This is a genomic window from Moritella sp. F3 (genome assembly GCF_015082335.1).
GTDB lineage: Bacteria > Pseudomonadota > Gammaproteobacteria > Enterobacterales > Moritellaceae > Moritella.
The window spans coordinates 93,839-108,620 of the sequence record NZ_BLRL01000010.1; the positions used below are offsets into that span (position 1 = coordinate 93,839).

At 40.2% G+C, this 14,782-nt stretch carries 15 protein-coding genes; 8 read left to right on the top strand and 7 right to left on the bottom strand.

The genetic code is table 11. From position 1 onward, the window contains the following. Positions 1-50: 50 nt before the first annotated feature. The 3 genes from JFU56_RS16035 to JFU56_RS16045 all read left to right on the top strand — a co-directional run bounded on the left by JFU56_RS16035 (position 51) and on the right by JFU56_RS16045 (position 1,699). Entirely contained in the window at positions 51-311 is a 261-nt protein-coding gene (locus JFU56_RS16035; RefSeq protein ID WP_198438280.1) for a type B 50S ribosomal protein L31, read from the top strand. 1 nt (position 312) lies between these two features. Next, complete coding sequence (gene ykgO / locus JFU56_RS16040; RefSeq protein WP_045111930.1) at positions 313-456, top strand: type B 50S ribosomal protein L36; 144 nt, start codon at positions 313-315, stop codon at positions 454-456. Between the two features lie 649 nt (positions 457-1,105). Beyond that, positions 1,106-1,699, top strand: a complete 594-nt coding sequence (locus JFU56_RS16045) for a YceI family protein (RefSeq protein ID WP_198438281.1) — start codon at positions 1,106-1,108, stop codon at positions 1,697-1,699. A 92-nt stretch (positions 1,700-1,791) separates the two neighbouring features. Here the strand turns inward: JFU56_RS16045 and JFU56_RS16050 are convergent, their stop codons facing one another. Then, complete coding sequence (locus tag JFU56_RS16050) at positions 1,792-2,559, bottom strand: SDR family NAD(P)-dependent oxidoreductase (protein ID WP_198438282.1); 768 nt, start codon at positions 2,557-2,559, stop codon at positions 1,792-1,794. Positions 2,560-2,661: 102 nt separating this feature from the next. On the opposite strand from JFU56_RS16050, the gene JFU56_RS16055 reads away from it, so the two are divergent. Next, the gene (locus JFU56_RS16055; RefSeq protein ID WP_198438283.1) at positions 2,662-3,009 is read left to right on the top strand and encodes a helix-turn-helix domain-containing protein; all 348 of its coding nucleotides are present in this window, start codon (positions 2,662-2,664) and stop codon (positions 3,007-3,009) included. Between the two features lie 142 nt (positions 3,010-3,151). Then, positions 3,152-4,099 carry a carbon-nitrogen hydrolase family protein gene (locus tag JFU56_RS16060; protein ID WP_198438284.1) on the top strand — a complete coding sequence of 316 codons (948 nt, stop codon included), beginning with the start codon at positions 3,152-3,154 and terminating at the stop codon, positions 4,097-4,099. A 229-nt stretch (positions 4,100-4,328) separates the two neighbouring features. Here the strand turns inward: JFU56_RS16060 and JFU56_RS16065 are convergent, their stop codons facing one another. After that, positions 4,329-4,895: a porin family protein gene (locus tag JFU56_RS16065; RefSeq protein ID WP_198438285.1), complete on the bottom strand. Its 567-nt coding sequence runs from the start codon at positions 4,893-4,895 to the stop codon at positions 4,329-4,331. A 338-nt stretch (positions 4,896-5,233) separates the two neighbouring features. Between JFU56_RS16065 and JFU56_RS16070 the strand changes: the two genes are divergently transcribed. Further along, positions 5,234-6,832, top strand: coding sequence for a trypsin-like serine protease (locus JFU56_RS16070; protein ID WP_198438286.1), 1,599 nt, complete (start codon positions 5,234-5,236; stop codon positions 6,830-6,832). A gap of 119 nt (positions 6,833-6,951) precedes the next feature. Here JFU56_RS16070 and JFU56_RS16075 read toward each other — a convergent pair whose 3' ends face one another. Both JFU56_RS16075 and JFU56_RS16080 read right to left on the bottom strand, forming a co-directional pair. Then, positions 6,952-8,565, bottom strand: a complete 1,614-nt coding sequence (locus JFU56_RS16075) for a phosphoethanolamine transferase (protein ID WP_198438287.1) — start codon at positions 8,563-8,565, stop codon at positions 6,952-6,954. A gap of 2 nt (positions 8,566-8,567) precedes the next feature. Continuing rightward, a complete protein-coding gene (locus JFU56_RS16080) occupies positions 8,568-8,957 on the bottom strand; it encodes a diacylglycerol kinase (RefSeq protein WP_198438288.1) in 390 nt (129 codons plus the stop codon). Between the two features lie 306 nt (positions 8,958-9,263). On the opposite strand from JFU56_RS16080, the gene JFU56_RS16085 reads away from it, so the two are divergent. Together JFU56_RS16085 and JFU56_RS16090 are read left to right on the top strand one after the other, a co-directional pair. Further along, on the top strand, positions 9,264-10,427 hold the full coding sequence (locus JFU56_RS16085; RefSeq protein WP_198438289.1) for a hypothetical protein: 1,164 nt from the start codon (positions 9,264-9,266) through the stop codon (positions 10,425-10,427). A gap of 5 nt (positions 10,428-10,432) precedes the next feature. Further along, positions 10,433-11,245 (top strand): TauD/TfdA family dioxygenase, encoded by an 813-nt coding sequence (locus JFU56_RS16090; protein WP_198438290.1) that lies wholly within the window; start codon positions 10,433-10,435, stop codon positions 11,243-11,245. Positions 11,246-11,346: 101 nt separating this feature from the next. On the opposite strand, the gene JFU56_RS16095 is transcribed toward JFU56_RS16090, so the two are convergent. Genes JFU56_RS16095 through JFU56_RS16105 form a run of 3 tightly spaced genes read right to left on the bottom strand, consistent with a single transcriptional unit; the run spans position 11,347 to position 14,760 of the window. Further along, entirely contained in the window at positions 11,347-12,486 is a 1,140-nt protein-coding gene (locus JFU56_RS16095) for an ABC transporter ATP-binding protein (RefSeq protein ID WP_198438291.1), read from the bottom strand. Positions 12,487-12,515: 29 nt separating this feature from the next. Next, positions 12,516-13,268 (bottom strand): HAD family hydrolase, encoded by a 753-nt coding sequence (locus tag JFU56_RS16100; protein ID WP_198438292.1) that lies wholly within the window; start codon positions 13,266-13,268, stop codon positions 12,516-12,518. Further along, positions 13,258-14,760 carry a CehA/McbA family metallohydrolase gene (locus tag JFU56_RS16105; protein ID WP_198438293.1) on the bottom strand — a complete coding sequence of 501 codons (1,503 nt, stop codon included), beginning with the start codon at positions 14,758-14,760 and terminating at the stop codon, positions 13,258-13,260. Before JFU56_RS16105 ends, JFU56_RS16100 begins: the two co-directional genes overlap by 11 nt. Between the last annotated feature and the right edge of the window lie 22 nt (positions 14,761-14,782).

The window sequence follows — 14,782 nt, forward strand, 5'->3', positions numbered from 1 at the left end:
ACAGCGTGGTAGACTAATTGTTATGTTATAACATAGCAATTGAGGTCGTAATGAAACAAGGTATACACCCGGATTATCAGAAAGTCGCTTTTCACGATATCGCAGCAGATAAATTCTTTATTGTTGGTTCGACGTTGAAAACTAATCGAACTGTAGAAATTGAGGGCATTACATATCCATACGTCCCACTGGATGTATCAAGCGAATCGCATCCTTTTTATACGGGAAAACAAAAAACGATCCAAAGTGATGGTCGTGTGGCACAGTTTAATCGCCGCTTTGGTGGATTAAAGAGTCAAAAGGAGGTTTGATATGAAGGTTTTAAGCTCACTTAAAAGCGCCAAGCAGAGACACCCTGATTGCCAGATTGTGAAACGTCGTGGTCGTGTTTATGTTATTTGTAAAGCCAATCCGAGATTCAAAGCTGTTCAGGGAGGAACGAAGAAACGTTCTTGAGTCTTAATACGACTGTAGTCAGTAATCTAACCAGACCCAAAGATGTATCATTACTGAAAGGCGTCTCAAGGTATTAAAAATCTTATTCCGAAAGGAGTTACGGTTTAAGTCCGTCCTCGGCATCATACCAGATACAATAAAGTCTCAACGAAAGTTGGGGCTTTGTCATATTTGGCACAATGTTATTCATTGTTCAAAACAAATTATCTGCATTTTATTTTACACCATATGCTTATGCATACTTCCCAATATACTATCCTTATGACTCCTAGATAATTTGATCCTATCCACACTAGGTGCTTTCACATGCATAATTTTTACGTAAGGCTAGCTTGTAGGAACTGATGCAACACTGTCGCAGTCATTAGCTTTTGTTATTTAGTTGACCATTCATTTCATTGCTTATTGAGTCGCATGTTCGAAATGGAATCGATATAACCTCAAGAAGTGTATGGTCTTGTAATTTAATGTAAAAACAGCCTTTCTACCCATTCGGAGGGTTGTTTGTGGAGTGGTCGACGTATACGGTGTTGCTATTGGAATATAGAGACGATGAAATATGTCATTTCTATCTTCCATTTTCTATATACATGGGCAGTTAACTTGCTCTTATATTGGCCTATTTTTAACTGAATAAGGAATCATTATTATGAAAGCACTCCACTCTTGTTTCAGCCTGGTCGCACTGGGTAGTTCTCTACTATTCAGTGTATCTACGTATGCTGTCGATAGTTTTACATTTGATACTAAGTCAGCACCTCATAACATGCTGATGTTTCAAATTGACCATCAGGGTTATTCACGCTCTATAGGATTCTTTAAGACGTTCGAGGGCAATATAGAGATTGATACCGATAACCTGAAAAATTCCAGTGTCGAAGCAACTATAGATATCACCAGTTTGAATCTAGCTGGGAATGAAGCATGGAGCAACAATACGCTGGCGGTGTTCTTTAAAAACGGGTCCTTACCAAAGGCCAACTTTAGAAGTACAAAAGTTGAAGATAAAGGCGATGGTAAACTGATGATTACGGGTGATTTTACATTAATGGGGGTTACTAAAAGTGTAGTCCTAGATGCGACTATGAATAAAGCAGGGCAATCTCAAGCGTCTGGTTATAAGGCTGGGTTCTCAGCTACAACAGAGCTTAGTAGAAAGGACTTCGGCATTACCGCGGTACCTAGCAACGGTGATAAAGTAACAATCACGATTGAAATCGAAGCGGTAAAAGTAGAGTCTTAATCGTATGTTTAATTTAAGCTAAAAGATAGTAAGTATTAGATAGTTAAAGTAGTAATACTCTTTTAATGTATTACTACTCTTGGTATATCGACTTAATTACGACCTGCAGTAACACCACCATCTACATCCCAGATAGCGCCTGTTACCCAGCTTGATTGATCGGATAGTAAAAAACAGATGCTGTTGGCTATATCTTCTGACGTGCCAACGCGGCCAATGGGATGGAAAGCGTTAAAGCTAGCTAATGTTGCATCCATATCTTCAGGGCTGATAAATGTTTCATAAATAGGTGTTTTAACAACAGCGGGTGATACCGCATTAACGCGAATGCCATGTTCAGCTAGTTCCATCGCCATGTGTTGAGTTAGGGCGTGTAATCCTGCTTTTGCCATTGAATAGGCTGAAGACGGTGTGGCTTTAATTGCTTGTTTCCCCCACATGGATCCGATGTTAACCACGTTACCGCCACCATTTTTGATCATGTTTTTTGATACCGCTTGACTGATTTTGAATGTCGCTTTATTTAACTCATGATATTGGTCATAGTCCAGTTCTGTATGCTCAGTAAAAGGTTTAGGGTTAAAGTAACCCGCTGCATTAACGAGGTAACCAATATTTGTTTCTTGCTCGGTTAGTTTTTGAATAAATTGTGCAACACTTTCGTTATCGTAAAGGTTTAATTGAATACCTGATACGTTACCGATCTGGCTAAGCGTAGATACTGCGTTATCTAGCTTGTCGATATTATTACCCACAATGACCACAGGAATATTTTGCGCTGCAAGTTGCTTTGCGGTTTCAAAGCCCATGCCACTTGTGCCACCAATGATGAGTGCGATGCCTGATTGAGTAAATGTCATTTTCTTGCTCCTAAGTTTTGGTATGTGGTAATCTTAGATGCTAATTAACTCATTAAATAGTAAGTACAAATTGGTAACTCAGGTACTTATTGGTACATCTTTATGAATAACAAAGAAAAAATATTTGTAAGAAAAACGGCACCAGAAAATAGCGCTAGAATGGTCGAAAGTATTTATGGCTGTAAATGGTCATTGACTGTGTATCAGTTATTGGCGCATGACATTAACAGGCCGGGTGAGATGGTTCGTAATGTTGAAGGGTTAACGACAAAAGTCTTAAACCAATGCTTAAAACGTAATGTTGAATTTGGTATTTTAGAGAAAGTAAGCTTTAATGAACTACCGCCTAGAGTGGAATACCATGTTACGGAGTTTGGTACAAAATTCCTCGATATTTTGACGCAACTCGACGCTCTGCAAAATGAGATCGATCACCAATATAATGTGTGATGAACATACTGAAGCCTCAGTTATAAAGTTGCTAGCAGTATTGCCTGATCATTAATTGACTCTCACCTACAAGCTGTCATTTACGATATCTGTTTTATGAACTAGATTTATTGTATATTTCTCTGCTAAGAGTTCATTTAAAATGACTGTCAAAGTAGCTATCACACAAAAACCACCAGTGCTTCTTGATCTTAAAAGTAGTCTTAATAAGGCGATAGAGATCATGAATGAGGTCGCTGACGCAGGTGCCAAACTTGTCGTCTTTCCTGAAACGTTTCTTCCTGGTTATCCTTCTTGGATATGGCGTCTTCGCCCCGGTGGTGATATGGCGCTTGGCAATACTCTCCATACTAAATTAAGAAATAATGCTGTTGATATCGCGAATGGTGGCCTTGAATCTATCTGTGAGGTGGCATTAAAACGTGAGCTTGTTGTGGTTATAGGGATGAATGAGATTGACTCCGAGTTTAGCGGTAGCACATTATTTAATACCGTTGTTGTGATTGATGTTAATGGTGAAATTGTCAATCGCCACCGAAAAATCATGCCGACAAACCCTGAACGAATGGTATGGGGGTTTGGTGATGGCAGTGGCTTACGAGTCGTTGATACAGCTGTTGGTCGGATAGGTTGCTTGATCTGTTGGGAGAACTATATGCCTCTTGCACGGTATAGTTTGTTTGCTCAGGATATAGATATTTATATCGCCCCAACCTGGGATAGTGGTGATAACTGGATCGCGTCGATGAATCATATTGCTCGAGAGGGGGGCTGCTGGGTGCTTAGTACCGCAACTGCTTTGCAAGGAAAAGATATTCCTGATTCTTTTCCAGAACGAGATAAGTTATTTCCTGCAGAAGAATGGATAAACCCTGGTGATGCTGTGGTGGTTAAGCCTTTTGGCGGAGTAGTCGCAGGGCCTTTGCATAAGGAAAAAAGTTTTTTATATTTTGATATTGATTTGGGAGCTGCAAGAGACTCTCGTAAAGCTCTGGATGTCGCAGGTCATTATAATCGACCTGATATTTTCCATTTTGAATTAGATCGTCGAACTCAATCCCCAATTCAATTTATTGACGACCCTAAATGAGCATTCAATACAAGTAAGCGGTAGCTGCGCGATTCAAGTGATAGTATTGATCTTAGATTTCCTTTATTACTATTGGTATTGATAGAAGCGGAATTGTGTTTTGTTGTAACTGTCTGGATGCGTATGGAAGTTGGTTCGGAGGTTTTCAAACTCTAGAATTTAGAGAATGGAATTCATGTAATAAATGGAACTAATGCAATATTAGTCCCATTTCTATACATTTACAAAATTAGAATTTGTAAGATGCAGCTACATATACAGAACCAATAAGTACATCTATATCTGAAGCAGTGTTAGTCTCAATAGCAAAAGCATCGCCTTCATAACCAGCGCGGAAACTAACGCCTGATAATGCTGCAGGTGTATATTCTAGACCTGCACCAAAACGAAGAGCTGTCGCGCTACTATCATTTAAGTATTTAGTATTTTGATCTAAATCCAAAGAAGACAGGCCAATTATAGCAAATGGACGTAAACCATTTTCAAATGTGTAGCCCAGATTTGCTGCTAGAGATACTGTTTTAGGTTCCCATTTATAGTCAGACCAAACCTTCACTTTACCATACGAAGTATATTGAGCTTCAATTGCAACGATGCGGTTGAATTGATAACCACCAATGAATTTCAGCGTTGAACCATCAGTTGAAGCCGATTTTGATATTGAATTGTATTCAGCTTCAGCGTGCGTCGAACCAGCACCTGCGCCAATGTAGAAACCAGAAACATCTTGGTTTGCTTGAACGTTTGTCGCTAATAGAAGCGCGGCTAAAGTGCTTAATGTAGTAATCGATTTCATGAGATACCTGCTGGTTATATGTTTTTATATAGTATTTTATGGTGGTGGATTATAGATAAGACCAAATTTTAAGCAAGTTAACGAAACTGGAGTTTTGTCAGGATTTGTCAGGGTTTGTGTGAATCTACAGGCTGGTTTATTCATACTGGTTTAATTAACTTTAGGGCTAATGCTTAGCAGTACGGTAGTTTTTTGCTTTTATATGAATGACCTATAATAATCATGTATAGATATGTTTATACTAACATCATAGGTAATGATAATCATTCTCATGTATAATCGGTGGGTATGTAATATAAATCAAATCAATCGTAAACCGTTTGGCCAAGGACTAGGTTATGCATTTTAAGAGAATACTTTCATTTTTGTTTTTAGCACCACTCTCGCTGAGTCAACTTCATGCGTCTGAAGAAATGAGTCAAAGGATCATTAGCGGCACGAAAAGTGATAGCGATAGTTGGCCATTTATGGTTGCTTTAGTGTCTAAAAACCGAGATGTATATAATGGCCAATTTTGTGGCGCTAGTTTTATAGGCGAGCGCTATATATTAACAGCTGCGCATTGTGTTGAGGGGAAAGAAGGACAAGATTTGGATGCTGTTATTGGCATTTCTGATTTAGTGCAAGTAGATGCTGTACAACACAGGTATAGCGTTAAAGAAGTTTACGTGCATGAAGGTTATGTAGATGTTTCCACTGGTAATGATATTGCGATTTTAGAACTTGAGAATGATGTCAATTATACCGCGGTTAATTTAGCTGACCAGTATTTACGTAACAACCTCTCTGCGGGGGAGTTATTAACGGTGATGGGCTGGGGTGATCAGGATCCGAGTCGAGATTACACCCAATTTAAAAGTGAGTTATATCAAGTTACTGTGCCTTTAGTTGAGCAAAGCTTGTGCCCTAATATTATTCGCAGTGAAGATAATGCATTTTGTGCTGGGTTTGTGAGTGGCGGTTACGACTCTTGCCAAGGTGATAGTGGTGGTCCGATAGTAGTTGCAAGTGCTGGTGGTTTTGAACAATTGGGGATCGTTAGTTGGGGCGAAGGTTGTGCTGAGGCGGGTAATTATGGTGTTTATGCTAATGTTAGCCATTTCACCGACTGGATAGCGGGTAAGACACAGGGGTTGAGCTTCCATCAATTAGAATTTGTTGGTGCTAAGACTGCTGGGTTATATACCCATACATTTTCTATCCGTAATACCACAGGACAAAGCATCCATACATCTGGCGCGGTGATTAATGGCTCTAGTGGTGTGATTACAGCGAACAGTTGCGCAGAGCTTAGATCTAATGAAAGTTGCGCTGTAACGATCCTCTATACGGTAGGTACATTAGATTTTGAAAAGGTGTCAGTAAGTCTTTCTACGGATCATCCACAAATCAGTAGCGTAGCGCTTGCCTTATCCTATATTGGCACTGAAGTGGCTGGCGTAAGTGTTAGTAACGTTGTGAGAATTGCTAATACCAACGTTTATTCATCGCCTAATGCATGGATTGGCAATAGTAATACATTACAAAGTCCGCTATTAAATGATAATGAATTTGCACAAATGACCATTTCTGGTTTAGCTGTTGGTAGTTTATCTTTCGACATGAATGTATCCACGGAAAAAAATTATGATTACTTGAACGTATATACGAATGGCAGTTTGTATACTCGATTCAGTGGCATAGAATCGAGATCCGTGGGTATTAATTTACCACGACATAGTAATACGGTGGTACTTGAATATAAGAAAGATAGAGGTGTTGCTCATGGAGGTGATCGCGTTATCATCAGTAATTTAACCCACTCAGTTACTGGTCAATCTGTTCGACCTGACGGTAATGCAGTCGAAAGAAGCTCAAGCGGTAGTGGCGGGGCGATTAATTGGGTCTATTTACTTCCGTTAGGTTTATTAACCTTAGTAAGACGACGCTTTATTTAACTTTGTAGAGTAATTTTTATCATGTGAAAAGACCCTCCGATAATGGAATAAGCAATTATCGGGGAGTCTTTTACTAGCAAGTTTGCGCTGGCGAATACGCTCGTTATAAACTCGGAACCCTACAATCGACAGCTCGCGGTCATATCTAAGCGCGGATTAATCACGTGACTCTCAACACCATACAATCCCAGTAAAGTATGGAATAAATTATCGTGTGAGAAACTACCTTGTTTGGCTTTTGCCATTAAACAGCCTCTGTCAATGCCTTTTGCATCAGCATATTGCTGCGGTAACCACATGAATAAAGGTATGTGAGTTTGTTCTTCAGGGGCAAATGCGTAAGGTGTACCGTGTAGATATAGCCCCTTTTCACCTAATGATTCACCGTGATCAGACATATACAGCAAGGCCACGTTATAATCTTTTGCATAACTCTGCAGTTTTTTGATCGTTTCAGCAATAATATAATCTGTATAAGCAATGGTATTGTCGTAGACGTTGACGATTTCTTCGTCAGTGCAATTTTCAATATCACTTTTATTACATGCTGGTGTGAACAACTCTCGTTGCTGGGGATAGCGCTTAAAATAAGTGGGCCCGTGACTGCCAATTAAATGCATCGCAATTAATTTATTGCCTTGCATACTGGCGACTTCATCATCAAATGTATTTAGCATGACTTCGTCATAACAGCTCTCGCCATTACAAAGCTTGGTCTTTTGGTTTATGTCTATGTTGATAAGTTTGACGCCTTTGGCGACAGATTTATCACCACCATCATCGTCTTTCCAAAGAACGTCAACGTTGGCATGCGTTAATACATCTAGCACATCATCTTGGCTATTCGCTCTGCTTTTGTTGTAGTTGCTGCGGTTTAGATTTGAGAACATGCAAGGTAATGAATGTGCGGTTGCAGTGCCACAAGATGAGACATCTTGAAAAGAAATGATACCCATATCTTGCGTGTAAGGGTTGGTATTACGTTTATAACCATTATAGCCAATGTTCATTGAACGTGCTGTTTCACCAACAATGAGGACCATTAAAGTTGGCTTGCCATTTTTTACTGGAGACAATACTGCGTCTTCACCTTGGCGCTTGTAAGCCAATTTTTCTGTAAAGAATTCATTTTTGAGATACTTGACACTATTAAAGATATGCGCGGGTACTATCATTTTATTGAGATAAGCATTGTTACGACCGACAGATGCATAATCCTTATAAAAACAAATTATAATTAACAATCCGATCACCATCGCGATAACGACTAATACGATCCTTTTTAAAATACGTGTCAGTAATGGCTCTTGGGTATTAAATCGCACGAAGGCAATTAATATCGCGGGCACAATACCCGCAAAAAATAGATAAAGCATGGAGCTTAAATTGACATAGGAAATCACTTCACCGGAATTGGTTTCAATCAAATTTTCAATCATGCTGTAGTCAAATAACACCCCATATTTTAAGGTCGCATAGCAAGCTGCAGCGGAAGATATTACAACGAGTATAAAAAATGGCTTGGCAAAATAAGGCAGTGCAAATAACGAAAAAATGACCACGAATGCACAAGTCATTAATAGCGGTGCTGAATAGGCAAATAGACCGAGGTTACTATTGGCGGTGATATCTATTAAACGAGAGATAATCGGGATGTTGAGGACAAAACCAAAATATACTGAATACAATAATAGGAATTTAGTCATACTGATATTAATGCGGAATTTTTTCATTGTTATAGCACCAAAATCATCAACCAGACGAATACACTTAGGCATAAACTAACAAATACCGCCGCAGAACCAATGTCTTTTGCACGGCCACTTAATTGGTGGTATTCAGTACCGATGCGATCGACAACGGCTTCTATGGCTGAATTAATGAGTTCGACAATAATCACCAGTACCAATGAGGCTATCAATAGTATCTTTTCTATATTTGTAACGTCTAATAGCAGCGCTATGGTCGTTAAAATAAGCAGTAATAATAACTCTTGTCTGATAGCTGATTCGTATTTAAATGCAGCATATAGCCCTTTAAATGAATATTGAGTCGCTTTAATAATACGGGTTAACCCTGTGGTTCCTGGTTTGCCGGTATTGTCTGTTGTATTACTTTGGTTCATTCGCTCATCGCCTTTATATTAATTTCAATCACTACCATGCTCACACTCTGAGTTAAGACAGCATGATCGTGTAATATATCGCTAGAAACTGTAAGCGTCTGTAAGCGGTAATATAGATAAAAATGACGATGTAGCGACGATATAGGCTATATATGTAAGTCAATTTACTCCGAGGGGATTACCCTAAAGGTAGGGGTTAGTACTTATAAATGTGTTATTCGCTCGGATTTCATGTTTTTGTATTGTGACCTTGCTATCTGTTAGGTAATATCCATATTTTTATATCGTAAAGATGGGATGAACAACATGAAGAAAACCCTGTGTGCAGCGATGCTTATATCGGCTGCAGGACTGTCAGGTTGTGCGTCATCTGAATCAACGCAAGGTGGCGTTGATGATAATAATGCTGCAGTTGAAGTCATGGATGAAGCGGCACTGGCAATACAAAAAGTCAAAGCGCTAGCGGAACATGTTGAACAGCAATATGACGCCGGAAAGGATGAAGACTATGTGTTCTTTGCACCAGATAGCTGGAAAAAAATTAATTCAGCTGTGCGTTCAATGCGTACCTTAGTGGCGAAATTTGATCCTAACGATCAAGGCTTTTTTGGTGGACCATCAGAAAGTAAAGTAACCGATAAAATTGAAGAAGCGCAAGAAGCGTTAGATAACGCTGTGCGTATCAAAACATTAGTATCTGTATTTTTAACCCAACAACTTGCGGATATGAACTACTTGTCGCCGCTTGTTCATGGTCAATGGCAGAATGAATTAGATGATATTTATGAAAGTACTGCTGACTTAATTGAAGATATTGAAGATGATGAGTCAACAGACGGTTATGAGAAAAGTAGCGCGAAGATACAAGCTCGTTTGTTACAGCTTGAAATTAGAATTGTAAAAAGTAATCTTTATACGCCGTTGGTAAAGAAAATGAAAAAGCTGGATCAAGACTTGATCCCAGAAACATATGCTCAAATCCAGCAGCGTATCGTGCAATTAAAAGATGCAATTGAATTTTCGCCACGTGAACAGCATATTCTTGATGCCATTATTGTCAAAGTAGAAGACGATCTGCGTCGTGCTAATAATGTGACAACGGAAGTTAATTGGATCAACAGTGTCGATCGTTCGGAAAGTGAAAAAATTGCCTTACGTTATCGTGACGCGATTGCGACAGTGGCATTTAAGTTATTTTCAAAAGATATTTCGAGCTTAACTTATATCGAACAAATTGCGTATTTTGATAATGCCCTGCGTAATAAATTACACCAACAAAAAGTGCTTAATGACGAACAGGCCGAGCTTATTATTAGCCTAACAGAAAAAGTCAAAGGTGCTTTGGTTGAGACTGAGACTGAGAGTGATGACTTAGCTGATGAATTAGTTGAACAGCAAATTGTGACGGACTTAAATCGTATAGCCACGGATGCGGATGTTGAAACGATGACGTCATCGATTGAAGAGTAATCTGCATGCACATTGAGTTGCTTACTCCGCATATTGGCGCCTTGATCCACAATGTGGATCTGGTTAATTGTGACGACACAGAATTTGCAGCCGTTTATAAGGCGTGGTTTACCCACCAGGTGATCTTTTTTCGCGATCAAAAGTTTTCACCGCAGCAACATTTAAAAATTGCTGCACGTTTTGGTGAGTTGGAGCCGACACATCCTTTTTTCCCACATGTCGAGGAAGCGCCGCAAGTCAGTATTATTGAAACTGTTAAAGGTAAGCCACCGCTAGAAAGTTTTTGGCATACGGATTTAACCTGGCGTCAGCAACCTTCAATCGCCTCGCTGCTGCATGCACAGCATGTCCCTCATTGTGGCGGTGATACCTTGTGGACCTCGATGACGGCAGTATTTAACGCATTGCCAGAACAAGACAAAAACCTGTTACGTCAATTATCCGCGATGCATGCATTGTTTGCTTTTGACGGTATTGAAAGTAGTGAGATCACTGAAGATTGGCAGAAAGATGTCATTGCGGTATCAGCAAAAAATCCACCTGTCGCGCATCCGGTTATCACGCGCAATCCTGACACCGGGGAAGAGATCTTATTTATTAACGAGCAATTCACCCGTTATATTATTGGTATGGATCGCGAGGATAGTAATGTTTTACTCGCCAAGCTATTTACCATGGCTAGACAGCCCGAATATCAAGTGCGTTTTAAGTGGCAAGCGAATTCATTAGCTATTTGGGATAACCGCAGTACACAACATTATGCGGTGATTGATTATGCCGATAACCCGCGTAAATTACATCGCGTGACTGTTGTTTAATTTACGTCGTGTAATAAATATTATGTCATCATTAGATGTGAAAAAAGAGCAATACGGTGGCCGTACAGCTCTTTTTTTGGCTCATATAATATGAATGATGGTTAATTAACGAGTGCGAGCTCAGTATCAATATCAAACAAATGGCAATGCGACATATCAAAATGCATATAGTGACTTTCACTATGCTGAATATTAATCTTTGGATCAAAATGACAACGGGCAATGATCTGTTCTTGCCCTAATGCGCAATAGAGATACATTTCATTACCCATCGATTCCACGACTTTGATGTAGGTGAGTTCAATATTCTGTTCTTGAGCTGTTGCTGCTTCTTCAGATGGCGCAACGAGAGATATGTGCTCTGGGCGTAATCCAAACCAAACTTGTTGACCGATTTTATCCGTCACTTTTTCCGCTTTGTCGCTGGGTAATAAAAATTGAGCACCATTATCTAACTGGATGTAAGTTGCATTATTTTCTTGGCTTACTGTCGCGCGGAGTAAATTCATTGCAGGTGAACCAATAAAGCCAGCGACGAATTTATTTGCGGGTGAGTGATACAAGTTCATTGGCGTATCAACTTGCATTATTTTACCTTGATCAAGCACACAAATGCGATCACCGAGTGTCATTGCCTCAACCTGATCATGTGTGACATAAATCATCGTTGCATTCTGGCCTTCGGCTTTTAAATTATGATGTAATTGGGCAATACTGATACGGGTGGATACACGTAATTTAGCATCTAAGTTAGACAAAGGTTCATCAAATAAAAATACATCGGGTTTACGTACCATCGCTCGCCCTAATGCTACGCGCTGGCGTTGACCACCTGACATTTCACCGGGTTTACTGTCCAATAAATGTGTAATTTCTAATGTTTCAGCCGCATCACTAATACGACGTTCTATTTCGCGTTTATTGATTTTTTGCTGCTTTAAACCAAACGCCATATTTTCATATACAGACATGTGCGGGTATAGAGCGTAGTTTTGAAAAACCATAGAGATACCGCGATCTTTCGGCGGTAAATTATTGACGCATTTGTTACCGATCATGATCTGGCCATCACTGATGTCTTCTAATCCCGCGATCATGCGTAACGTCGTTGATTTTGCACAGCCCGACGGACCAACAAAGACCATAAACTCACCTTCATGGATCGTAAGGTCGATACCGTGAACAGCTTTAAATCCATTTGGATACACTTTTTCTACCTGACGTAATATTACTTCAGCCATTATGATTTCCGTATTATTTGTGGTTATTATTAGCGCTGATTAATTGTCATCAACAAATCAGTATTAAAGTCAGCAACTGAATACAAGACGATATCCGCATAAGGCTGCAATTCGTCTTCGCTTGCTGTACCCGTTAAAACACCTATGGTGCTCGCGCCTGCATTACGGCCAAATTTCATATCAGAGACGGTGTCGCCAAACATGATCACTTGCTGCGGTGCTAAATCGCAGACCTGGCAAAAAGCATTCAATAATGCGGGGGCTGGTTTAGGCGCAATATCGCCATCGGAATAACCAACAAAGTCGAATAAATCGTGTAGTTGAGTCTGCATTAAACTGTAGAGGGTGGCGTCTTTACTATCTGCGGTGGCAATACCCAATTTGAAGCCTTGTGCTTTTAGTTCCATTAGCTTGTCTTTAACCTCGGGCAAAGCTTGGATCAGGGCTGGGTTATCTTCTACTTGTTTATTGAATAGTTTTTTTACGGTCTGACAGAATATATTTTTATCACTGCTTAATTGCAGTAATTGATACCAGGCTTCAGCTGTGTCCTCGACAGGGTTGGAAGCCAGCAGTCCATGATTATCAACATAGTCACCGTACACGCCAATGGCTGCGAGCAAAGTAGTCATATCTACGTTGGTTTGATGATTATCGCAGCTACTTTCAGTTGGATAAGCGTTAAGGGTATCTGCCGCGGCGCCTTTGGCTACTTGTAGCCACATTTGATGAAATTCGAGTAAGGTGCCATCTTTGTCGAATAGTAATCCTTTAATTTCCATGGGTATTTTTCTCTTCCATTAATTCGCCCCAAGTATTTACCTGAGGGTGGCTAAAGATAGTTTTGGTCGCGTTATAAATCGGGTTTATGAGCCCTTCAAATGCTGCGACGCAGCTGTCGCTGTTTTCACTCAATGTAGCGCGACGAATATCAATACGTAACCAAGCATAGTTGCTCATATCCACTTGGAAATGACGCGCTTCGCTGGTTAGTTTTATACGGTTTATCACCTCACCATCAGCGATACATTCGGCATAATATGCAGTGCGTTTATCTGTAATGGCGAGGTGATAATCGATAACCTTATTACCGACATCCTGACCCGGTAATACCGTGCCATTATTAATTTGAAAATCCAAACCACATTGGCGTTCTAGATAAATATGCCCTTGACGTAAGCCCTGTAAAATACCGTTACCTGATAGCGTATCGGCATAGACAAACGTACTTGGATCGCCATAAATAGACGGTTCCGTTGCATTAGCGTTACGTTCATGAGGTGCTAAGTGTGAGTCACTACCGCCAACGGCTGCAATGCGATGGCCACAATTCCATAACTGTGTGAGTAAGGTTAATGCGCCCTCTGTGGCTTTCGGTGATGTCGGCCATGTTGGGTCACAGCAAACTTCCAAGGTATTTACTTTATTTAGTGCGATGTCTTGGTAATGCCAATGCCATGGTTTCATCATCGGATGATTAATGCTGATATTCCCTTCATCGCGGCCGACTAAACCAAGACCTTGTTCAATCAGCGCAGCACTTGAATAAGCGGCATTGAACATATTGAGCATACGGCGAGGGCCGTGAACATTAAAATGCCCCTGGTCTGTCGTGACCTCAATCGCAGGTAAAATTAATGTTTTGTCGGTAGCGGGTAATGCAGGGTGGCAAATATTGTGTTCGGTAATAAAAAAGAAATCGAGGGCTTGTTGCTCGGCTATTTGTGCCGCTGCTGCAAGGGTATTATGTCCATCGGATAATAAGGTATGAGCGTGTAAATCACCGCGATACCAAGCTGCGTTATTATTTTTACTGTGCTGGTAATCAAAATGAATATTGTGGTCTAGCGGCGAGCCTGTATTAGCGAGCAAGCAGGTTTTAGTCGGTATTGCGAGTAATTGGTCGTTGCTGCTGCACTCAGGGGGGAACGGCTCATTTAACTCAACATCTATTTTAATATCAATAGCATAGTGCATCGCCTTTGGTGTGCGGTTTTCACCTTCAAGATTGTATAAGTGTAATTGCCAATCACCAGCAGGGAGGTTTCCTGCAATACCGCCAAGTGAAGCAGATTCTGACGTTAAAATTAGCGTTTTATCGGTTTTTTGAAATAATAAATTAGCGCGTAATTGCTGCTCACTGTCATACAGATAAGCATATAAAAAGCCTTTTTTAACTGTCGTACCAGTTAGGGTGAGGGTGTTAATATTAGCGCTAACATTAAAATTCAAAACGCGATGGCCAAAGACCAATTCACCGGTAAAATTCAACATGGTAAATCCTTGCTGTTATTAG

Coding starts and splice junctions, on each gene's coding strand:
- JFU56_RS16035 (WP_198438280.1), top strand. CDS start 51: ATGAAACAAGGTATACACCCGGATTATCAGAAAGTCGCTTTTCACGAT.
- ykgO (WP_045111930.1), top strand. CDS start 313: ATGAAGGTTTTAAGCTCACTTAAAAGCGCCAAGCAGAGACACCCTGAT.
- JFU56_RS16045 (WP_198438281.1), top strand. CDS start 1,106: ATGAAAGCACTCCACTCTTGTTTCAGCCTGGTCGCACTGGGTAGTTCT.
- JFU56_RS16050 (WP_198438282.1), bottom strand. CDS start 2,559: ATGACATTTACTCAATCAGGCATCGCACTCATCATTGGTGGCACAAGT.
- JFU56_RS16055 (WP_198438283.1), top strand. CDS start 2,662: ATGAATAACAAAGAAAAAATATTTGTAAGAAAAACGGCACCAGAAAAT.
- JFU56_RS16060 (WP_198438284.1), top strand. CDS start 3,152: ATGACTGTCAAAGTAGCTATCACACAAAAACCACCAGTGCTTCTTGAT.
- JFU56_RS16065 (WP_198438285.1), bottom strand. CDS start 4,895: ATGAAATCGATTACTACATTAAGCACTTTAGCCGCGCTTCTATTAGCG.
- JFU56_RS16070 (WP_198438286.1), top strand. CDS start 5,234: ATGCATTTTAAGAGAATACTTTCATTTTTGTTTTTAGCACCACTCTCG.
- JFU56_RS16075 (WP_198438287.1), bottom strand. CDS start 8,565: ATGAAAAAATTCCGCATTAATATCAGTATGACTAAATTCCTATTATTG.
- JFU56_RS16080 (WP_198438288.1), bottom strand. CDS start 8,957: ATGAACCAAAGTAATACAACAGACAATACCGGCAAACCAGGAACCACA.
- JFU56_RS16085 (WP_198438289.1), top strand. CDS start 9,264: ATGAAGAAAACCCTGTGTGCAGCGATGCTTATATCGGCTGCAGGACTG.
- JFU56_RS16090 (WP_198438290.1), top strand. CDS start 10,433: ATGCACATTGAGTTGCTTACTCCGCATATTGGCGCCTTGATCCACAAT.
- JFU56_RS16095 (WP_198438291.1), bottom strand. CDS start 12,486: ATGGCTGAAGTAATATTACGTCAGGTAGAAAAAGTGTATCCAAATGGA.
- JFU56_RS16100 (WP_198438292.1), bottom strand. CDS start 13,268: ATGGAAATTAAAGGATTACTATTCGACAAAGATGGCACCTTACTCGAA.
- JFU56_RS16105 (WP_198438293.1), bottom strand. CDS start 14,760: ATGTTGAATTTTACCGGTGAATTGGTCTTTGGCCATCGCGTTTTGAAT.